The organism is Prevotella sp. AM34-19LB (assembly GCF_003468525.1).
Taxonomy (GTDB): Bacteria; Bacteroidota; Bacteroidia; order Bacteroidales; family Bacteroidaceae; genus Prevotella.
On sequence record NZ_QSIG01000048.1, the window covers coordinates 1 to 21,410 of the forward strand.

The following is a 21,410-nucleotide window of genomic DNA, read 5'->3' on the forward strand; positions in this document are numbered from 1 at the left end:
GAATCATCGGGAAAATCAGCGCATTTACAGTCTTGCAATATATTAATTATGTAAACAACAGACCGATTGGCAGGGTTAAGTATGCGCTAAATTAATTCCGCCAACGGGTATATACCTTATTATATATATAAAAAAGCGGAAAGAGGGGGATTCGAACCCCCGATTCCCTTTAGGGGAATACACGCTTTCCAGGCGTGCCTCTTCAGCCACTCGAGCACCTTTCCAGTTTCGGAGTACAAAATTATCACTTTTTATTCGAAAAGCCACATATTCGTGTGCTTTTTACATTTCTTTAACTAGAGAACATATAAAACAAGCGCCCTGAGAGGACAAAAGCTGCATAAAAGGAAGCTTTTGCCCTTTCAGGGCGACTTGTTGGTTCTTACTTCTCAGGAATAATCTCGAAGATTTCTGCTGTGCCCTCAATCAGAACCTTGGCAGCCTTCTTCACCAATTCTACCTTGCAGAATGACTGATCGATGCTGGTTGTTGCCAATACCTTACCCTTGGCATTCAACTGACGGCAAACGACAGAGCTGCCAGGAGCAACCTTCAGCAAGAATGTATAGCCGGTAACACCCTTCTCTACGCCAAAGGTGAGAGTTCCCTCATTTGTGAATGAGGTGCAAGGGTTCTCATCGAAACCATACATCGCTGCCTGCATATCCTTAGCCTCTACTGTAAAGCTCAAACGCTCTGGAGTAGTTGGGTTCACCTCGAAGGTACGGACTGCAGCCCAGTTGCGCTTGTCAGACTTCAATTTCTTGATGCGGATATAACGTGCCTCAACAGGAGAATCGGTCTTCCAGTTGATGATGTACTGCTTCTTCAACTCGCCAGTCAGCGCCTTCCATTCCTTTCTGTCAAGAGAATACTCCAATACGGTGTTGTCGAAGTAATCCACATCATCCACAGAGTTACGTCCCTGAAGGATTCTTACCTCAGAAACAGAACGTACACAACCTAAGTCTGCACCAATCCAGTCGCCAGTGTTCTGACCATTACCTGATGTATAATAGGTAGTAGAATCATTGTCAAACATCGCCTTGCTCTGGGTAGTTCTCAAGGTTGCATAAGTACCGATACCCTTATAGAAAGCAGGCACCTTGCCAGTCAACTTCTTGAAGAATCCAGAAGCCATATCATCCATAGACTGCTCATAGAATGGCTGCAATACCATGGTTCCAGACTTATGCTTCTCGTAGGCAGCTACATCTTCCTTGCTCATGCGGTTGTTTACGTAGCCCTCCCAGAATGCCTGGTCGTTGCCAGCCTTGTATTCCTTGATAAGACTCATGGTCTTCAAGCCACGGTCGCCCAACTTGCCAAACTCAGTCAACCAAGGACGGAGTTCCTTCATCAGCAGGGCATTCTTGCAGTTTGCCTCCATCTGAGCAGGCGCATTCTTCACTCTTACAAACTCGCTCTGCAGGGCATTGAACTCGGCATCGGTGAAGTTATCGATGCGGAAGCTCTTGGTCTCCCATGATTCGATACGGCGATAACCGGTCTCGGTATCGCATGAGTGCATAGCGAATGTGCGATAAGCATCGTGTGCCTCTGGAGTCAGATCTACCAGACCACGTTCCCAGTTGTCGAGCGGATTATAGTTGGCGATATTCCAAGAATAGTCGGCTACACCATAGAGTGCCAGCTTGGAAGCCTCACCATGCTCCATTGGGTTGCTCACGAAACCACAGAGATCCTTGTTGGTCAGGTCGGTCTGCAAACCGTAGGTAGGACCCTGCATGATGATATGGCGTGCATAATCTGTTACAGGGAAGTTCCACCAGTAATAAGCAGGGCGCTTGATACGGGAGTTCACCCAGTCGAGCGTCTCGCGGGTCAAGTCACTACATACCACATCACCTGTCCAGAATACATTGATAGATGGATCGAGGGTGTTACCGAAGATAGCCAAAGAACCGGTTGGTTTTGGATTCGCCCAGAGACGGGTATAATCGGTAGGACACATCACGAGCGGTGTAACATCGCCCTTAGCCTTCACAAACTCCTTAGCCAGGCGGTTCAAGAGTTCAGACTGCTTCACTGGGTTGGCACCCTCGCCGGAAATATCATCAAAGAAAATAGCGAAAGAACGTACACCGAGGTCGTACATCAAGTCAAGCTTGTGAACCAGGTTCTGATAGTCTTCCTCGTTCCACTTGATATCCTGTCCAGGATGGATAGCCCATACGAAATCTACACGGTTGCGACGGCAAGCCTGTACGAGTTCGCTGATGTTCTTAGCCTCTTTCTCAGGATAAGGCAAGCGCCAGTTAGGGCAGCTGTGATAAGGATCATCCTTTGGACCATAGAGATAGGTGTTCATCTTGTTCTTTCCATAATAATCGATGAGGGAAAGACGCACCTGATGAGACCAAGGCTCACCATAGAAGCCTTCTACCACACCACGGTTTGGAAGATCTGGGTAGTCGTTGCAAGTGGTATAAGGCATCTGGCCCTTAGCCATCTCGCTGTTTACAATCTGGCGCAAGGTCTGCAAGCCATAGAAAGCACCACGCTCATCGTATCCCACAATCTGGATACCTTTGGCATCAGCCTTCAGGCTGTAAGCACCCGATACAGGCTTCACTCCTGCTTTAGCAGCAAGTTTCTCACCGAAATCGATGGTCAGGCGAATGCCCTTGGCGTTAGCGGTCAGGAACTTCACATCATCCGCAAACTTACCTTTCTTGTCAATCACCTTGACACCCTTCTGCAGGTCGAGTCGGTTAGCAGCATCCACATTCAGAAGATGTGGTGTAGGACTCACGATGAGTCCGTGATGATCCAGTTTCTTACCAGGAATCATGTGCACGTCCTGCTTTTCAGAACGCTGGCCGCTCAGGTCTTGTGCCTGAGTGCCCTGTGCAAATGCTGCCATCAACATAGCAGCCAAAATCACTTTTCTAGTCATAATGAATCGTTTGGTTTTAATATTAAGCTTATTATTTTTATTATTTCATAGGGGAAAGACGCTTTCCTGACTTAATTCAGCTGAAAGACGCTTTCTACATTCTTATTCGTCTGTTCTGCGAATTCCTCCTCACTCACTCCGTAGGCTTTTGCCAGAGTCTTGAGCACTTCTATCACGAAAGCGCTTTCATTGCGCTTGCCACGATAAGGCACGGGAGCCATATAAGGACTGTCGGTCTCCAGGATGATGCGATTCATCGGAACCGCAGCCGGAAGATCTTCTCTGAGATGACTGCTCTTGAAAGTAGAAACACCGCCGATACCCAGCACGAAGTTATCGAAAGAGAGAAGCTCTTCAGCCTCCTTCTGATTGCCCGTGAAGCAGTGGAACACGCCACCAGGCAGGTCTTTCTGATACTGACGGAGCAAGTGCACCATCTCGTTCTGTGCCTTGCGGCAATGAATCATCAGGGGGAGTCGGGTTTCTACCGACCATTTCACCTGTTCCTCGAATGCCTCCAACTGCTCCTGCTCGAACTCACGGCTCCAGTAATAATCCAGTCCGATTTCGCCAATGGCTATGAAATCAGAAATCTGCATCTTCCTGAGTTCAGCCAGCTGATCCTTCCAGTCAGCCTTCACCTCTTCAGGATGCAAACCGATCATGGGATAGGCATAACCCGGATATTCCCGACTCAATGCCAGTACAGCGTGCGTGGTCTTCACATCGATGGCAGGCAAGAACACCTTGCCTACCCCCGCTTCCTGGGCACGAGCGAAGGCTTCCGCTCTATCCTCATCAAACTCTTCTGCATCGAGATGAGTATGCGTATCTATTACTTTGAACATTGAACTTTGAACTTTGAACTTTGAGCTTTGAACTTTATGATTAGTACTGGCGCTTCATCATTTTCTGTGCATACTTTGCCAACTCCTCCTTGCGCTCAGCAGGCACATTCACAGCATCAAGATACTTCTTGCTCTGCTCGAAGTAATAGGCAATCTTATCCTGTGCCATCTTGTCGATACCGATTTCGTTATAGAGACGGGTAACGGCAGCCACCTTCTCATTGCGGTCGAATTCCTTGGCATCCACCCATTTCTGGAGTTCAGCACGCTGGGCATCATTGGCATGGTTGAAGGCATTGATGAGCATAAAAGTCTTCTTGTTGGAAGTGATATCACCACCAATAGCCTTACCAAACACCTTGGAATCACCATATACATCGAGGAAATCATCCTGCAGCTGGAAAGCCAAGCCGATCTGCTCGCCAAACTTATAGAGATTGTCAGCATCCTCAGCAGAAGCATCAGCCAGGATGGCACCAATCTTCAGGGCACAAGCCAGAAGCACACTGGTCTTGAGGCGAATCATCTCGATATATTCCTCTTCCTTCACATCATTGCGGTTCTCAAACTCCATATCATACTGCTGTCCCTCTCCAATCTCAAGGGCAGTAGTAGTAAAGAGCTTCATCACCTTGGCAAGATGTTGATCGTCGCACTGTGCCATTCTCTCGTAAGCCAACACCAACATACTGTCACCGGAGAGGATAGCAGTATTGGCATCCCACTTCTTGTGTACAGTCTCATGACCACGACGGAGGTCTGCATTATCCATCAGGTCGTCGTGCAAGAGCGTATAGTTGTGATAAGTCTCAAGAGCTATCGCATTCATCAGAATCTTCTCAGGATCATTCTTGAAGAGATTGTATCCCAAGAGCATTAAAACAGGGCGAATACGCTTTCCACCTAAAGAGAGTACGTACTTCACCGGTTCGTAAAGCGACAATGGTTTACGATTGTATGGGAGATTTGCCAGGAAATCATTCACCATTACCAATAATTCTTCTGATGTCTTCATATCTATCATATTTCTAATTTATAATATCTGATTTATAACTTGTCTTTTATAACTTGAATACCACCGGAACGGCAATCATGGTACGGCACACCTTGTTCTTGTCCATACCCGGTTTCCATTTGGGCATCATCTTCATCACGCGGAGCGCTTCAGCATCAAGGGCTGCATCCACCGAGGTACTTACCTTGGTATTGGCGATGCTTCCATCCTTGTTCACGATGAAGGTTACCACCACCGTACCCTGTACCTTGTTGTTCTGCGCCACCTGCGGATACTTCAGGTTCTTGGTGAGCCATTGCATGAATGCCGACCAGCCTCCAGGAAACTCCGGAATCTTCTGCACCACGGTAAACTTGATAGGAGCCTCAGCCTGTGTATCTGCCGGATCCACCGCCGTCTCAGGAGCCGCCTCCTTGACGTCAGCCCCTTCTACCACACCCGAACCATCACCGATTACCAGTTCACTGGTAGTCGTGCTGATCTTTTCCGGAGTCTTCTTGACCATTTGCTGCTCGGTAGGTTTCACCTCCTGGGTGATAGCCTGCGAGGCAGGTGCCTTCGCCATAGCCTCCGCACTCACCATATCTTTCTGGTCGGGCGGAGTTGACATTTCCATATCTTGCGAAAGATCTTCAAAGTTCTCTGCCCAGTCGTCATCTCCCTGCGGATTTCTGGAATATTGCAATCCTACAAAAAGAAGCGTAAAGGCAATAAGGAGTCCCAGCAGGAAAAAGGTTACCCGCTTGTCCTCCAACTGTGCACGATCTGATTTCTTTATTTCCACAATATCTATTATCTACTATTTGCAGACTTGTTCACCCGTTTTTGGGGTCCAAACTGCAATATTTTACATTCTCTTTCGTTATTTTCTACGAAAACATTGCAAATTTACGTCTTATTTCTCAAAAAAGCCGTATCTTTGCCAAAGAATTAGATATTTTAAATGAAAAAAGTTGTTTTTTCCATTATATTGACGCTTTTCGCGACAAAAATGGGGGCTCAAGAGAGTCAGACGGGGTATAACTTCCTCCGACTCCCCGTCAGTGCCCATGCTGCAGCCTTGGGAGGCGATAACATCACCTTGATAGAAGATGATGCGGCACTTGCTTTCCATAATCCAGCCCTGCTCACTTCGGTGAACGACCGTACCCTCAACTTCAACTACATGAACTATATGAAGGGGGTGAATATGGCATCAGCTTCATTCAACCGCATCGCCGGAGAGAAGGCTTCGTGGGCGGTTGCGGCCCAGTATGTGGATTATGGCAAGATGAAGCAGACCGATGAGAACAACATCCAGATGGGTGAATTCTCGGCTAAGGATATCTGCCTGGCGGGTACTTTCTCCTACCTGCTCAGCGAACGCATCGTGGGTGGCATCACCGCCAAATTCATCACCTCGTATATCGGTGATTACAACTCTATCGCCATGGGAGTGGATTTAGGTCTCAACTATTACGACCCCGACTATGAGTGGTCGGTTTCAGCAGTAGCCAAAAATCTGGGTGGACAGCTCAAGGCTTATGATGAAGAATACGAGAAGATGCCGATCGACCTACAGGTAGGTGTCAGCAAGCACTTCATTAATACTCCTTTCCGCATTTCAGTCACTTTGGTGAATCTGAACCATTGGGATAAGGGACTTAGAAACCATGCGGTATTAGGTGCCGATCTGCTGTTGAGCGAAAGCCTCTGGCTGGGAGCAGGCTACAACTTCCAACGCCACGATGAAATGAAAATCGTAAACGGAGAAGATGAGACCAGCAGCCATGGAGCCGGATGGTCGTTTGGTGGCGGTATCAATCTGGAGCGCTTCCATCTCAACATCGCCTACGGCAAATACCATGTCAGCAGCAACAGTCTGCTGCTGAATATCGACTACAGATTATAAAATACTGATTATAGAATAGAATAGAATACTGATTATAGAATAGATAAACTTTTCAGATTTAAAGATATGAAGAAGATTACAATAGCAATTGACGGTTACTCTTCTTGTGGAAAGAGTACCATGGCAAAGGATCTTGCCAAGGAAATCGGATATGTGTATGTAGATACAGGTGCAATGTATCGCTCAGTTACGCTCTACGCCTTGCGTCACCAGCTTTTCGATGAGGATGGCAAGGTAAAGGTTGCAGAGTTAGAGACCGAGATGCCAAACATCAACATCTCTTTCAAGTTCAACGCCGGCACAGGTCGCCCAGACTGCTACCTCAACGGTGAGTTGGTAGAAAAGGAGATCCGCTCGCTGGAGGTTTCCAATCACGTAAGCCCAGTGGCAGCCATCCCATTCGTAAGAGAGGCTTTGGTAGCCCAGCAGCAGAAGATGGGCGAAGACAAGGGCATCGTCATGGATGGCCGTGACATCGGTACCACCGTTTTCCCTAATGCAGAACTGAAGATCTTCGTTACGGCAAGCTCTCAGGTAAGAGCACAGCGCCGTTTCGATGAGCTCAAGGAGAAAGGAATGCCTGCCGATTTCGAGGCAATCCTGAAGAATGTAGAGGAGCGTGACTACATTGATACTCATCGTGAGACCTCTCCTTTGCGCAAGGCTGATGATGCCATCACACTTGACAACAGTGAGATGACAATTCCGGAACAGAAGGAATGGTTGATGAAACAGTATCAAAAAGCCACAGAAAAGTAACAAAAAGCTACTTTGTTGAAGAAAGGATAGAGAATATTGCAAAAATATATTAAAATCTCAGTTTAATATAATAAAACAACCATTTTAAAGAATTGGCTTTGCAAAAAAACGTTGTTTTATTTATCTTTGCAACCATAATGACAAAGTAGTAATGATATAGATTATAAATTTTGAGTTAATTACTGTTTTTTGAAGGTGATAAGTCCTCGTGAGAAGATTTATCACCTGTTTTTATTTTAGGAGTTGAATCATCAGATTACCTATTTCTCTTTATGATAAGGTATCCTTGATGATTTTCTCCTTGCATTCTTCCATCAGCCATTTAGGAGTACTGGTAGCACCGCAGATGCCAACGGTATTCACGCCCTTCAACCAATCCATATTGATTTCCTCGGCACTCTCTATCTGATAGCTGTTAGGATTCACACTCTTGCACTCCTTGAAGAGCACCTTTCCATTGCTGCTCTTTCTGCCACTGACAAAGAGGATGACATCATGCTTGCTGGCAAAGGATGCGATGTTTGGCATTCTGTTAGCCACCTGGCGGCAGATGGTATCAAAGCTCTTGAAGGTTGCGCCCTCTACAATATGCTCCTGGCAATACTCGATGATGCGATGGAACTCATCCAGACTCTTGGTGGTCTGGGAATAGAGATAGATATCACGGTTGAAATCCAACTTACCTACTTCCTTCAGATGCTCTACATCCTCCAACTTCTCTACCACGAGGGCATGACTCTCGGTCTGTCCTACCAGACCCAACACCTCGGCATGACCTTTCTTGCCGAAGATGACAATCTGCGCCTCAGGATTGCTCACATACTGCTTCTTGATGCGGCGCTGCAACTGGAGTACTACCGGACAGGTAGCATCAATAATCTCAATATTGTTCTTCTCTGCCAGCGCATAAGTCTCAGGCGGTTCACCATGGGCACGAAGCAGCACCTTCACACCGTGAAGCTCCTTCATCTCCTCATGGTCGATGGTGATGAGTCCCGCCTCATGCAGGCGCTCCACCTCCATACCATTATGCACAATATCACCCAGGCAGTAGAGTGTACTGCCCTTTTCCAACTCTTCTTCAGCTTTCTTGATGGCAGTGGTTACGCCGAAGCAGAAACCACTACCATGATCTATTTCTATCTGCATTACTTTACATTTATTCTAATTACAACTTTGGCATTCTCCGGATCATTGGTAATCATGAGAATACGAGGATGCTTGGCACGCGACTTCTTCAGATCGGCAGCCACGGCTGTTACCTTCATCTTCACGGTCTCTCCCGGCTGAATCTTGCTCTTCTTCAACTGTACCTGCAAGCCCATGGTAAACATCTGCATGCTTCGGATATCCAAAACCGACTTACCCCTGTTGGTAACCAGGATTTCACCCTTGCGCTTCTTCTTGCCGTTGAAGCTTCCCAGATTCAGATCGGTGGTAGAGAGTTCCACCTTCGGTGCCTGTTCTTTCTGCTCAGCAGTCAACTTGTCGAAACTTGGCAGGAGAACGGCAGAAACCACGATTTCCTTCTCTGGAGCAATCTTGTCACCAGGACGCTCACCCAGATAAACAGAAGTCTGATTCAAGCCGAAATCACGCAGCTTCTTCGAATCCAGCACGAAGGTAATCTCTGCGGAACGGTGAGGAGCCACCCTGGATGGCGAAACAGTCGCCTGGAGATAGTTAGGAAGATGCATGACCACAGGTTCCATCATCTCCTCTGTAGGATTGAAGATATGGATGCGCTGTACCGGACGGTCGCCACGGTTCACGTCATCAAACTCCACCTCCTGGACATCCGACTTGAGTTCGCCAAGCAGTTCATCATACGGACCTGCGAAATCTACCACATTGCTCACTACCCTACCACGCATAGAGAGGATAAAAGGTTCCTCCGATGCATTGCTATAGAGGCATATCTGCTTGTGGAAGGTACCCATCTGCTTCGCATCATACACCGCCTTGACCAAGAAGCTGTCGCCAGGAGCCACACTGTTCTTCGGATACACCACTTCTGTACATCCGCAACTCTTATACACCTGATGGATGATCAGCGGTTTGCTGCCCTCATTCTTCATCAGGAACTCAGCGGTCACCGGCTTGCGGAATACTACCTGTCCACAATCCACGATCTCGCTCTGAGTACTTATTTTCTGTGCCGACGCAGACACCGCCAACAGCGATGAAAGCATCAATATATTCATTCGTTTCATACTATTCTATTCGTAATTATCAATCCTTATATTAATTATTAACTGTCATCTTATATGCCTCCGTACGACCACCAAACTCCGGACTGTAGGTACACTCTGCCGTGCAGGATCCCGACTGGTAGTCGCCCTTACGGTCAACATAATATTCCATTTCTACGAAATGCTTACCTTTAGATAAACGATTAAAATAGAAATTTGTTGTATTATCCTTAGGAGAAACATAACATTCCATTCCCCACTGGTAACCGCTCAGCTGATTGACAGGCTCCAGACAGGCTGCCCGTTTGTCCACAATTTTCACGAAATCGTAGTCACGGTCGGCAGTAATGATGAGTGTTACCTTCACCTTCTCTCCCACCTTCGCCTGAGCCTTGCCCCTGCCCTGCGATTCAGCAGGAACGATGACACGGCGCACCTTGATGCCCGATTCGGCAGATGCGATTTCGCTGACAGGTTGCTTGAACTCTGCATATACGGCACCCCAGCTGGTATAATCACTCTTCTTGTTGATGCTCAGGTAGATGCCTTACCCGCCTTTGCGGTCTTGACATAACCCAGCGTAGTAGAATCCTGCGGCATCGGGAGCAGCTTGCCATCCAGTTTCAGAACAGCATTCTCAGCCTTTCTGTTCCAGTTGCTTTCATTGCCCTTCATAAAGGCGTAGACAGCATCCACGGTGTTCACCGGCGTATCCCAAACCTGGGTGCGCTTCGACATCAGAAGCCAGCGCTGCATCTCCTCGATAGTCTGCTGTTTGCTAATAGCAGACGATGCTGAAGAAATAGCAGCTATAGACTGAGCATCCAAAGCCTGCAGAGCCTCGATGGCAGCCACCTCCGTTGGAATCTTATAGTTTCTCCAACTATAGTACGCCTTGCGAGTATCATAATATCTGCCCATATCCTCACGATAGACGGAATATTCCTCCATGCTCTTCAAGTAGTCGGCAGCCGTCTTGTAATCGTAGTTTAGGGCGAGTATCACAGCAGCCTTCGCCTTGCCATAGATGGTCAACGAACCCGTCATCTTCTTCAGTTTTCCGAGGAGATAATCCATGTCATTCAAAGCAGGAGCTTTGAGTTTCACACAAGTCCCATCCATTGCGACAATATAGAGATAATGCAAAGCCATCTCGCTAGGATTCACCTTGTGCTTTTTCTCCTCCTGCTTCTTCATTTCTCTCACTTCCTGGGCAGTCTGCGAGGAGAGATAATTGATGGCGGAAGTCAGCATCTTGGCGGTTGATTTCTGCACACCTGCGATGGCATTCAATCGAACCATCATTTCGGCTACCGACGTTGTCATATACCGGCTGCCCTTCATGCCCTTCCACCAGGAGAAGGAACCGTTAGGGTTCTGCAACTTCTTCAGTTTCTCCACCTGATTCTGCAGACGAATGGTCTCCTGAGAGAGATTCTTCTGAGAATGATTATCCAAAGAGAGAGTCTTCTGGATATGGGTGGTGATGGTATTGGCGTAGATGGCAGACATCAGCGAAATGGCATCCTCCTCATCCGGATTGCTGATAGACGGCAGCGCCTTCACCATCAGCCAACTAGGATTGTTGGTATACTCGATGGTTACCTTGGCATCTTCAGCGCCCTTCGCCTGCTTGCCCTCCTTGTTCAGGAAAAGTTTGCTCAGGTCGAAGTTCTGCTCACCCTTCTGATGCAGGGTGATAGGCAGGGTGTTCACCACGAGTTCACGGTTGCTCAAAACCGGCAGGTAATGCTGTTCGCCATCGCTGTAGCCATTACCGGCAGCCACCACCTTATTTATATATACACCTTCTTTCAATCCCGATACATCAAAGGAGACGATGGCTGAACCCTCGGCATCTATCTTATAGCCCTGGGTCTTCTGCCAAACCACCTTCTGGGTTTCGGCATCCAGAATCTGCATGCGGGCATTGCCGTTCACCTTCTTGTCAGAAGTGTTGAAGAGTTTCACCACGATGCAGCTCTTGTCGCCTTCACGCAGGAATCGAGGCATGTTAGGCTGTACCATCACGGTTTTCTGAGCCACAGCCTCATCAACCAGCAAACCGTTGCGCATCTCCTTGTCATGAGCCAAGCCCATGAACTTCCAGGTAGTCACGCTCTCCGGCAGGGTGAAATTGATAGCCACATTGCCCTGGTTGTCGCTCTCCAAGGCAGGATAGAAGAAGGCGGTCTCGTTCAGGTTTTCACGAATCTGAACCTTGTCGAGGAACTGTCCTGCGTCTGAGCCTGAACCGCCAGCAAACTGCGGCATCTCCTCTACTACATCAAAAACCTTGTTGGCTGATGGAGCAGCCGCTGCAACACGAACCATCTTAGAACCGCGAATCCTCATGACTTTCGCTTCTTCTCGAACCAGCTCGTCTTTCTGTATACGAACAGACTCAACGGTTCCGCCAGAAGAACGTTCCAACTTGCTCAGTTCCACCGCTTGCATATAAGCAGAAAAGCTAAAGTATTTGCCATCAAACTGATCCACCTCCAACTCCTTCTCATCGTAATATTTGGTAGGATAAGTACCCGACAATCCCATCTCATAATACTTCAGATTGCTCTTCCAATAGCAGTCTGGCAACCACTGGCTGAATCCCAGCGACATTTTCCAGGTGTGGTCAGCCAACTGGTCGAGCGACTTATCATAAAGTACACTCATCAGCTGTGCCTTGGCTGGCTTGCCGTCGGGAGTTGTAATCTGCAAGGTCCACTTCTCCTTCTGTCCCGGAGTGAGACGGTCGCGGAAAGTCTTCCAGGTGATGTTCAACTTCTTCTCCGGCAAAGGACGGGCGATGCTGATTTTTCTGGTATAGCATTCGCCGTTCTTCACGAAACTATAATTAATCACCACACCCGAAGCATATTCCGGCTTGTAGGTGAATGGCAGGGTAACGATGCTGTCGCCCAACTCCCAGGCACCCTTCTCCAGCAGTTTGTTGCCAGCGATGATGGAATAAACGATGTGCGCTCCGTTTTCAGAAGAACCCACCTGCACATATACCGGTTTTCCATCACGCGGGAAGGTCTTCGCCGTCTGATAATACCATTCAGTGGTTGGCTCCATCGGATGGGTATCCTTGATGCTGAAGAGGGTGAACTTCTGCTGCAGGGTGTCCTGTCCGCAGATTGCCTCCATCTCATGCACTCCTGATGGCAATACAGCCATAGAAATCGGCGCATTCGCCTCGGCATCCTTCCATTCGCCCTTGTCGATGCGGTACTTCAGGTTGCTGGATATCTCCATACCGCTGGCATTGCGGTAAGCGAAGGTCACCGTCTTCAGACTGTCTGTTTCGATACGCTTAGGAAGATCCACCGTGAGGATGGTTGGCTTGGTGCCCAGAGGCAGACTCATTACACCCTCGTGGCTCTCACCACTGATGTCGGTGACAATAGCAGAAACCTCGAAGTTGAAGAAACGGGCGATGCGCATGAAATCGCTCATATCAACCTCGTCTTTTCCTGACAAGGAAGCCTCCAGCGGAATCTCTACGTCGAAGGTTCCGTCCTCACGAGTCACGCAACTGTCTGTCTTTATCAACTGTCCGGCAGAGCCTGCGCCCCACCACCAGAGCTGGTTTCTGCGGGTCACCTGATACTCCACTTTGGCGCCCTGCACAGGTACACCGGCGTAGGTCTTTGCCGAAGCCTTCACCACTACGGTGTCGCCCCAGTTATATTTCTCGTTCACCTTCGGGAAGGTAATCTCGAAGGTTGGACGCTTGTATTCCTCCACACGGAAGGAACTGTTAGCTCGGTTATTCACGGATACATGATACATGCCTGTCTGTCCACCTTGAGGCAATTCGAAATCCACAGATGCCGTACCATATTCGTCGGTTGTAGCCTTCTGCTCAGCCACCTGCTTCCAGTTGGCATCCCTCAGGATAAACTTCAGTTCCATGCTCTTTCCCGGCACACTGGCATCCAGGCCTTTCTTCACGATATAGGAAACGGCTGTGGCATGCACCTTCTGGCCCGGGCGATAGATGGCACGGTCGGTAAACAACTGATATTTCGTTTCATCATCCTTCTTCTCGTAATAGCGGGCACGTGAGAGGTAGATATCCTTGGCAGGCGCAAACTTATCTGCAGATGTGTAGATCAATACCTTTCCATCCACATTCTTGAAGTAAGCCTCGCCCTGGTCATCTGTCGTCATTCGGGCATGAATGACTCTCTTGAACTTGCCCGTCTTGTCGTCATAGTTTCTGTCATAGAGCACTATCTTCGCACCTGGAACAGGTTGACCGTCGGTAGCATTCACCACTACATAGCGATGCCTGTCATCAGGCAACTGCTGTATCATCACCGCCAGATTGCTGACATAGAAGAGTTCTCGCTGCGGAGCAATGCCTGTATTATCCGAAGTCACCTCCATCAGATAGGCGCCCAGCGGCAGATTGCCACCTATTTCGATGGAATCCTTCACCTCTTCGTAATCCGGACGACCATAGTAGTTGCGGCTGAAATCCTTCTGATGCAGCTTCGTAGTCTTCTTCAGGAGCATCTTATAGGTAGCCTCATTCTGGACATCATATTCATTATCCGCTGTGATATTGAGACGGGAAAGCCGAATGTTCAGATTCTGGAGATTGCGCACATTCAGATGCACCCACTTTTTTTCCGAAGGGCGAAGCACCAATGGCATATCCTGCACCTGGAACATCGGCTCTGTGAGTCGCTTCTGCGCATTTCTCAGCACATTCATTCTCGACCATCCGCCCCAGCGGTTCAGCGCATAGTTGATATAGTTGAGCTTATCCAGCGGTTTGGCATCGGTGGCCCCCTCCATGAAGCGGAAGTGCTCCACGGCAAGTTCGCCTGCCTCCGGAATATCCTGATAGACGTGGATGAGCGAGTCGATGGTATTCAGATACTTCGACTTTCTGACCTCTCTTACGTCATCCTGGCGGTATTTCTCGATAAGCTTGTAGGCACAGAGACAGGCTGCACCCCGATTTTCCACCTTATTATAATAGGTGTACATCAGCAGATACGCCTCCTTGCTGTCAGCTTCGAAACCGATGAGATGCAGCAGATCATTCTTGAACGAACTGCCATCCACACCCTTCAGCGTCAGCGGCACATACCCGGTAGAAGCATTTCTGGCAAGAAGTTCAGGCTGCTCCAGGGCTTTCTTGAAGAACTCCTCGCTCTTCTTCCCATTCACCTCCCTATACACCTTGCCGAGCACGGCATATCTCACAGCCTTCAGCACGGGATCTTTCGCTTTCAGTGCTTCCGTTTCCATCCGCTTCACATTGGGCGTCAGCGAGTCGGGCGAAATCTCTCTCCAGAGTATAGCTTGCCTTATCTCAGCCGCCAGCAGCTGCCCGTAGTCTTTCGCCGCCGTAGCCTTGGAGATGATTTTCTTCATCACCCCTATCTCGCTCTTGGGCTGATCCTTCTGAGCGATGATATCAGCTTGCTTCCACAAGTTGTCGTAGGTTTGAGCCGTTGCTTGCAGCATGGCAAACACGGTTATGAGGAGTGTTATAATGTTTCTTTTCATAAGCCAACTGTATATTATGTTAATCGCAAATTGTTAAACATCTAACTTTTCAATGCAAAAATACAAAAAATATCTGTTTTCTAACCTATAAACTGAAACTTTTTATTATCTTTGCACCAAATTCATGCAAAAATTCTAAAAATAAACATTAAAAAAACAATGGTAGAGAAAAAGTATGGTCATTTTGATGACGCCAATCGCGAGTACGTGATTACTGACCCAAAGACCCCATGGCCTTGGATCAACTATTTGGGTAACGAGGATTTCTTCTCGCTTATCTCCAACACAGCAGGTGGGTATTCTTTCTATAAGGATGCCAAGTTCCGTCGTCTCACCCGCTATCGCTACAACGGGGTACCTATGGATAATGGTGGTCGCTACTTCTACATCAAGGATGGCGATACCGTCTGGAATCCAGGCTGGAAACCATGCAAGACGCCACTCGACAGCTATGAATGCCGCCACGGCATGAACTATACCCGCATCACGGGCAGCAAGAACGGCGTAGAGGCAAGCGTTCTCTTCTTCGTTCCACTCCACACCTGGGCTGAAGTCCAGAAAATGACGCTGAAGAATCAGACTGCGGAAGTAAAGACCCTCAAGGTGTTCTCCTTTGCAGAATGGTGCCTCTGGAATGCCGCTACCGATATGGAGAACTTCCAGCGCAATTTCTCTACAGGCGAAGTGGAGGTAGAAGGCTCTACCCTCTATCACAAGACGGAATACCGTGAGCGCCGCAACCACTACGCTTTCTATACTGTAAATACAGAGATTCAGGGCTACGATACCGACCGTGAGAGCTTCATCGGACTCTACAACGAGTTTGCCGAACCGGAAGCTGTACTCGAAGGCAAGCCACGCAACAGTTTTGCCCACGGATGGAGCCCTATCGCATCACATTATATAGAGGTAACCCTGCAGCCGGGCGAGAGCCGCGACCTCATCTTCCTCCTGGGATACGTAGAAAACGAACAGGACAAGAAGTTCTCTGCCAAGAAGGTGATCAACAAGGAGAAGGCACATCAGCTCATCCAGAAGTTCGATACCACCGAAAAGGTGGATGCAGCCTTTGCTGAACTCAACCAGTACTGGGATAACCTGCTGAACATCTTCACCGTGAAGAGCGGAAACGACAAGCTCGACCGCATGGTGAACATCTGGAACCAGTATCAGTGTATGATAACCTTCTGCATGTCGCGTTCTGCAAGCTTCTTCGAGAGCGGCATCGGCAGAGGCATGGGCTTCCGTGATTCCAACCAGGACCTTGTGGGCTTCGTTCATCAGATACCTACCCGTGCCCGCCAGCGCATCATCGACATCGCCAGTACCCAGTTCCCAGACGGCGGCTGCTATCACCAGTATCAGCCGCTCACCAAGCGTGGCAACAATGATATCGGTGGCGGTTTCAACGACGACCCATGCTGGCTCATCTTCGGCACCGTGGCCTATATCAAGGAAACGGGCGACTTCTCCATCCTCTCAGAGCAGGTACCATTCGATAACCAGCCAGGCAGCGAGGTAAGTCTCTTCGAACACTTGAAGATTTCGATGAACCACGTCATCAACAACCTGGGTCCTCACCAGCTTCCACTCATCGGAAGAGCCGACTGGAACGACTGTCTGAACCTGAACTGCTTCTCCTGGGATCCGAACGAGAGTTTCCAGACCACCGAGAACAAGGGCGAAGGCAGCAAGGCAGAAAGTCTGATGATAGCCGGACTCTTCGTTGTAACCGGAAAGGACTACGTGGCGCTGTGCAAGCAGCTTGCCAAGGAAGCCGCGAACAGCCATGAAGGCACTATCGCCGGACTTGCCGAGGAAGATTACCTGGTAGAAGCCGAGCGCATGCAGCAGGCGGTAGATGAGATGAACGAGGCTGTGAAGCAGCATGGATGGGACGGTGAATGGTTCTTGCGTGCCTACGATTTCTTCGGCAACAAGATAGGCAGCAATGAGAACGAGGAAGGCAAGATCTTCATCGAGAGTCAGGGCTGGTGTACCATGCTGGCATCGGACTGGAAGAAGGCCTCTGCGCCAAGGCACTGAATAGCGCCAAGGAGCGCCTGGAGTGCGAGCACGGAATGGTGCTGAACAACCCAGCCTACACCACCTATCATGTAGAGATGGGCGAGATTTCATCCTATCCTGAAGGTTACAAGGAGAATGCCGGCATCTTCTGCCACAACAACCCTTGGGTCATCATCGGCGAAACCGTTGCCGGACGTGGCAATGATGCCTGGAACCATTATACCAAGATTCTGCCAAGCTATGTAGAGGAGAAATATCAGACCCTGCACAAGGTGGAGCCATACGTCAACTGCCAGATGGTAGCCGGCAAGGATGCCGCCAAGCCTGGCGAGGGCAAGAACTCCTGGTTAACCGGTACAGCCGCCTGGATGTGGTACACCGTATCAGAATTCATCCTCGGTATCAAACCGGATTACGAGGGATTGAACATCGACCCATGTCTCCCAAGCACCACCCATGAATACGAGGTAACCCGCAAGTTCCGTGGCGGCGAATACCACATCATCGTGAAGAATCCTGAAGGCAGGGAGAAAGGCGTGAAGCAGATTACCGTAGATGGAAAGACCATCGATGGCACCATCATCCCTTGCCAGAAAGGCAAGCACGAAGTGATTGTAGAAATGTAATCGATTAATTCAAAATAATAATGAAGAAAATTTTATGTTTTGTGGCAGCTCTGGCTGCCACAACTTTTATCACAACAACCAGTACAAGCTGCAAGTTTGCACCCGATCAGCACGACGGCGACACGGTAGCCGCCAGCGAATTCTATCCGGAAGATACATCAGCTATCCACGCCAAGAAGATGGCAAAGATGGCAGCAATCAAGGCAGGCAAGGATAGTGTGGGCATCTACTACATCGGCAGTGGTTCCACCAAGGACATCATCCAACTCGTCTCCTATCCATCCCGTCGCGATACAATGATATACAGCAAGACCCGCCACATCAAGGTAAAGGGTAATGCCGATATCAACCACGTGGTTAGAGTGGATTACTACCTGCTCAACGGCAAGGATTCACTGGTGAAATATGTGGAGGAAGTGGAGCTCAAAACAAAGGAATAAAGCACCCCAAGCACTAAAAAAGGCTAGCATGCAAAAACGCACGCTAGCCTTTTTCATATTTCATTCAACCAGGATTTCAAATCACTTAACTGAACTTTCGTAATATGCTAAAGCCTATCAACTAATCATAAAATCCCGGCTGCTTGTACTTTATGCCCAGCTCATCATCCACAGTGGCGATGACACCCTGAATCTGTCCCATGGCAAACATGCGGCCCAGGAGGGTGTAACCGGCATTGTGACCGTGGTTGCTCTCATCAAACACACCACCTGGCTCATCGGTGAAGGTCATGCCGTGATCTACTCGCATCGGCAATCGGCGACCCGAATTACACTTGCCTTCCTGCTCTGCCTTCTCGAAGATGCGGCAAAGCTCTATCAGATGGCCACGACCACCCAGGTGGGAAGCCTCGGTGAAGTTACCGTTAGGGAAGATGTAGCAGGAACGAAGGTGAACGAAATGGGTGCGGTCGGCAAACTGCTTTGCCATTGCCACACAGTCGTTGTGCTCACCGGCAGAGAAGGAACCTGCACAAAATGTCAGACCGTTGTGCTTATTAGGCACGGCATCCAGCATCCACTGGATATCCTCGGCACAGCCGATAATTCTTGGCAAGCCGAATACAGGATATGGAGGATCGTCTGGGTGAACACACATGTTGATATCGTATTCATCGCAGATAGGCATGATTGCCTCCAGCCAGTATTTCATATTCTCCTGCAACTTCTTCTTGTCGATGCCATCATAGAGCTTCAAGAGGTCACGGAACTTCTGGACAGGAGCAGAATCGCCCTCGCTGAAGTTACCGGATACGAAGCCCTGGGTCTTGATGATGATATTCTCAACCAAGGCATGATCCTGCTCTGGTGTAGAAGTCTTCTTGATTTCATCAGCCTCAGCCACGAGGTCTCTGCCCCACTTGTGCTCCTTAGAGAACTCAGCCCAGTCCTCACGGGCACCCTCACGCTGCAGGATATAGATGTCGAAGTAGGCAAACTCGCCCCAATTCATATAGAGATTGTTGGCTCCGTTAGGATTCTCGTGTGCCAAATCGGTACGTGCCCAGTCCAGTACCGGCATGAAGTTGTAGCAGATGCACTTGATGCCTTCCTCACCCAGGTTTCTCAGACTCTCCTTATAGACCTCAATCTGATGATCACGGTCAGGACCACCGTACTTCAGGGTCTCCACCACCGGCAGCGACTCCACCACGCTCCATTTCATACCGTAAGACTCGATATACTCTTTCAGTTCATGAATCTTCTCGCGGGTCCAAACCTCACCCAGAGGCACATCGTGCAGTGCTGTCACGATACCCTCCACACCTATCTGTTTCAGCTGGGCAAGCGTAATCTTATCCTTCTTGCCAAACCAGCGCCATGTTCTTTCCATATATCTTTATATATAATGTATTGGTTAAATCAAAAAAAATGAATTATCTTGCAGAAACATACTTGTGCAATGTCTTTCTTACAGCACCCTCGCCAGCTAAGAGTTCCTTCACCATGCCCTCAATCTGCTCGCCGAAGCCAGCCTCATAGAGGTCGAGACCAAATACATCCTTGCGACTGTAGAGATTCTTCAGGCAAGAGTAGTCCTGATCCGCCTTGCCTACCTCCAGCGGAGCCACGATGACCTGCAGTTCTGCCAGCAATGGGTCGGAAGAAGGCTCGAAAGGCTTCAGGTTGTCATCCAGCGCCTTCAGATAACGGGCATAGCCAGCCAATACCAGCGGAATCAAAACCAGGTTGCTCTTGTCGAGACCACGGTCGATATACTTCTTGATAGTCTCACCGAAGCGGATAGAGAGCTTCTGACTGGTATCAGTAGCAATACGCTGAGGAGCATCCGGCATGAAAGGATTAGGCAATCGCTTGTTGATCACGGTGCCGATAAACTCATAAGGATTCAGCACACCCGGATCAGTAACCACCGGCATTGCCTCGATATAACCGATCTTCTGGATAAAGGCACGCAGGTCCTCATCCGCCATCTCGGCAGAAATCAGGGTATAGTCGAGCATACAGCCATAGATAGACATCGCCGTATGCAGCGGATTCAGACAGGTAGTTACCTTCATGGTCTCCACCTCATCCACGGTCTTGCGGGTAGTATAGAGTGCACCGCCCAACTCCAAAGGAGGTCGACCGTTGGTATATGTATCCTCGCAAACGAGATACTGCACTTCCTCTGCATTCACGAAAGGAGCAGTAAAGGTATGCTTCTCAGTGATGATGGTATCATTGTCCTCGAAACCATCCTCGGCAAGCATTGCCTGTACCTTCTCGTGAGGACGAGGGGTAATCTTATCAATCATAGACCAAGGATAAGTCACCTTCTTGTCATCGTTGATGTAATCCAGGAAATCAGCCTCCACGATGCCATCCTTCACCCAGCGCTCGGCATACGCCTTCACGCCCGCCTTCACGTGGTCACCATTGTGAGAGCAGTTATCAGTAGATTGCAGAGTAACCGGCAGCTTGCCCACCTTGAATCTCTCGTAGAGGAGTGCGGTAAGCTTACCCATGGCGAAGACTGCATCGAGACCACGAGCCAAATCGGCATCATTGAAGGAATACCCCTTCTCAGTAATGGTAAAGGTAACCATCTGCAGACTCGGTGCCTGGAAAATCTGAACCAAGCGAGCCCAATCCTCACCAAACTGCTTGTCAGCCTTCAGACTCTCCGTGATAGAAGCGATGACCTTCTTCTCGATGGTGCCGTTAGACTGGAGGCTCACCAGGAGCGAGAGGTTATGGTAAGGGCGATAAACCTTGTCGATGATTTCGTAGTCGAAGCTTTCCGCCACGATGACGCCACGGTCGTACTTACCGGTGTTGAGCGCATCGTTGAGGATAGCGGCAGGGAACGCACGGAAAATGTTGCCTGCGCCAAAATGAACCCAAGTAGGCTCATCGTGAGTCTTCTTGGCAACTGCTGCAATATCATAATGAGGAAGCTGATAACCTTTAGCTTCCCATTCTGCAGCCTGAAAATTTTCAGAAAGAATGTCGTTCAGTTTCATACTTTTATATTTTGATGTTGTTTTATGGTCGAGTAAGTGGAGGGAGTTTCACCCTCCCTTCTCTCGGAACCGTGCTTGACAGTCTCCCATCACACGGCTCTTCGTACTTAACTCTTTTGTTTCTTAGTTTATATTC

The 21,410-nt window shown here is 48.9% G+C and carries 13 protein-coding genes, 1 tRNA gene and 1 pseudogene; 4 read left to right on the forward strand and 11 right to left on the reverse strand.

What is annotated here, in order from left to right; all coding sequences use genetic code 11:
• Positions 1–136: 136 nt before the first annotated feature.
• The 5 genes from DW830_RS12620 to DW830_RS12640 form a co-directional block, all read right to left on the reverse strand.
• Positions 137–224, reverse strand: a tRNA-Ser gene (locus DW830_RS12620).
• A gap of 158 nt (positions 225–382) precedes the next feature.
• Entirely contained in the window at positions 383–2,920 is a 2,538-nt protein-coding gene (locus DW830_RS12625; protein WP_119250141.1) for a beta-N-acetylglucosaminidase domain-containing protein, read from the reverse strand.
• A gap of 71 nt (positions 2,921–2,991) precedes the next feature.
• Complete coding sequence (locus tag DW830_RS12630; protein ID WP_119250142.1) at positions 2,992–3,768, reverse strand: TatD family hydrolase; 777 nt, start codon at positions 3,766–3,768, stop codon at positions 2,992–2,994.
• A 40-nt stretch (positions 3,769–3,808) separates the two neighbouring features.
• Positions 3,809–4,783: a polyprenyl synthetase family protein gene (locus DW830_RS12635; RefSeq protein ID WP_089544676.1), complete on the reverse strand. Its 975-nt coding sequence runs from the start codon at positions 4,781–4,783 to the stop codon at positions 3,809–3,811.
• 46 nt (positions 4,784–4,829) lie between these two features.
• Positions 4,830–5,567, reverse strand: coding sequence for an energy transducer TonB (locus DW830_RS12640; protein WP_119250143.1), 738 nt, complete (start codon positions 5,565–5,567; stop codon positions 4,830–4,832).
• 159 nt (positions 5,568–5,726) lie between these two features.
• Between DW830_RS12640 and porQ the strand changes: the two genes are divergently transcribed.
• A complete protein-coding gene (gene porQ, locus DW830_RS12645; RefSeq protein ID WP_119250144.1) occupies positions 5,727–6,674 on the forward strand; it encodes a type IX secretion system protein PorQ in 948 nt (315 codons plus the stop codon).
• 66 nt (positions 6,675–6,740) lie between these two features.
• Positions 6,741–7,433, forward strand: a complete 693-nt coding sequence (gene cmk / locus DW830_RS12650; RefSeq protein ID WP_119250145.1) for a (d)CMP kinase — start codon at positions 6,741–6,743, stop codon at positions 7,431–7,433.
• A gap of 270 nt (positions 7,434–7,703) precedes the next feature.
• Here the strand turns inward: cmk and DW830_RS12655 are convergent, their stop codons facing one another.
• The 4 genes from DW830_RS12655 to DW830_RS12670 form a co-directional block, all read right to left on the reverse strand.
• A complete protein-coding gene (locus DW830_RS12655) occupies positions 7,704–8,582 on the reverse strand; it encodes a 4-hydroxy-3-methylbut-2-enyl diphosphate reductase (protein ID WP_119250146.1) in 879 nt (292 codons plus the stop codon).
• Entirely contained in the window at positions 8,582–9,646 is a 1,065-nt protein-coding gene (locus DW830_RS12660; RefSeq protein WP_119250147.1) for a DUF1573 domain-containing protein, read from the reverse strand. Before DW830_RS12660 ends, DW830_RS12655 begins: the two co-directional genes overlap by 1 nt.
• Positions 9,647–9,677: 31 nt before the next feature.
• Positions 9,678–10,061, reverse strand: coding sequence for a hypothetical protein (locus tag DW830_RS12665; RefSeq protein ID WP_119250148.1), 384 nt, complete (start codon positions 10,059–10,061; stop codon positions 9,678–9,680).
• A 98-nt stretch (positions 10,062–10,159) separates the two neighbouring features.
• A complete protein-coding gene (locus DW830_RS12670; protein WP_119250149.1) occupies positions 10,160–15,154 on the reverse strand; it encodes an alpha-2-macroglobulin family protein in 4,995 nt (1,664 codons plus the stop codon).
• Positions 15,155–15,313: 159 nt separating this feature from the next.
• On the opposite strand from DW830_RS12670, the pseudogene DW830_RS12675 reads away from it, so the two are divergent.
• Together DW830_RS12675 and DW830_RS12680 are read left to right on the forward strand one after the other, a co-directional pair.
• A pseudogene (locus DW830_RS12675) lies at positions 15,314–17,808 on the forward strand (GH36-type glycosyl hydrolase domain-containing protein).
• Between the two features lie 20 nt (positions 17,809–17,828).
• Positions 17,829–18,248, forward strand: coding sequence for a hypothetical protein (locus tag DW830_RS12680; protein ID WP_119250150.1), 420 nt, complete (start codon positions 17,829–17,831; stop codon positions 18,246–18,248).
• Positions 18,249–18,369: 121 nt separating this feature from the next.
• On the opposite strand, the gene uxuA is transcribed toward DW830_RS12680, so the two are convergent.
• Positions 18,370–19,641 (reverse strand): mannonate dehydratase, encoded by a 1,272-nt coding sequence (gene uxuA, locus DW830_RS12685; RefSeq protein WP_119250151.1) that lies wholly within the window; start codon positions 19,639–19,641, stop codon positions 18,370–18,372.
• A 43-nt stretch (positions 19,642–19,684) separates the two neighbouring features.
• Complete coding sequence (locus DW830_RS12690; RefSeq protein WP_119250152.1) at positions 19,685–21,274, reverse strand: mannitol dehydrogenase family protein; 1,590 nt, start codon at positions 21,272–21,274, stop codon at positions 19,685–19,687.
• Positions 21,275–21,410 lie beyond the last annotated feature (136 nt).

Bases quoted from the DNA above. Each gene is read 5' to 3' on its own strand.
- DW830_RS12690 (WP_119250152.1), bottom strand. From the start codon at position 21,274: ATGAAACTGAACGACATTCTTTCTGAAAATTTTCAGGCTGCAGAATGG.
- DW830_RS12670 (WP_119250149.1), bottom strand. From the start codon at position 15,154: ATGAAAAGAAACATTATAACACTCCTCATAACCGTGTTTGCCATGCTG.
- DW830_RS12655 (WP_119250146.1), bottom strand. From the start codon at position 8,582: ATGCAGATAGAAATAGATCATGGTAGTGGTTTCTGCTTCGGCGTAACC.
- DW830_RS12680 (WP_119250150.1), top strand. From the start codon at position 17,829: ATGAAGAAAATTTTATGTTTTGTGGCAGCTCTGGCTGCCACAACTTTT.
- DW830_RS12625 (WP_119250141.1), bottom strand. From the start codon at position 2,920: ATGACTAGAAAAGTGATTTTGGCTGCTATGTTGATGGCAGCATTTGCA.
- DW830_RS12660 (WP_119250147.1), bottom strand. From the start codon at position 9,646: ATGAAACGAATGAATATATTGATGCTTTCATCGCTGTTGGCGGTGTCT.
- porQ (WP_119250144.1), top strand. From the start codon at position 5,727: ATGAAAAAAGTTGTTTTTTCCATTATATTGACGCTTTTCGCGACAAAA.
- DW830_RS12630 (WP_119250142.1), bottom strand. From the start codon at position 3,768: ATGTTCAAAGTAATAGATACGCATACTCATCTCGATGCAGAAGAGTTT.
- cmk (WP_119250145.1), top strand. From the start codon at position 6,741: ATGAAGAAGATTACAATAGCAATTGACGGTTACTCTTCTTGTGGAAAG.
- DW830_RS12635 (WP_089544676.1), bottom strand. From the start codon at position 4,783: ATGAAGACATCAGAAGAATTATTGGTAATGGTGAATGATTTCCTGGCA.
- uxuA (WP_119250151.1), bottom strand. From the start codon at position 19,641: ATGGAAAGAACATGGCGCTGGTTTGGCAAGAAGGATAAGATTACGCTT.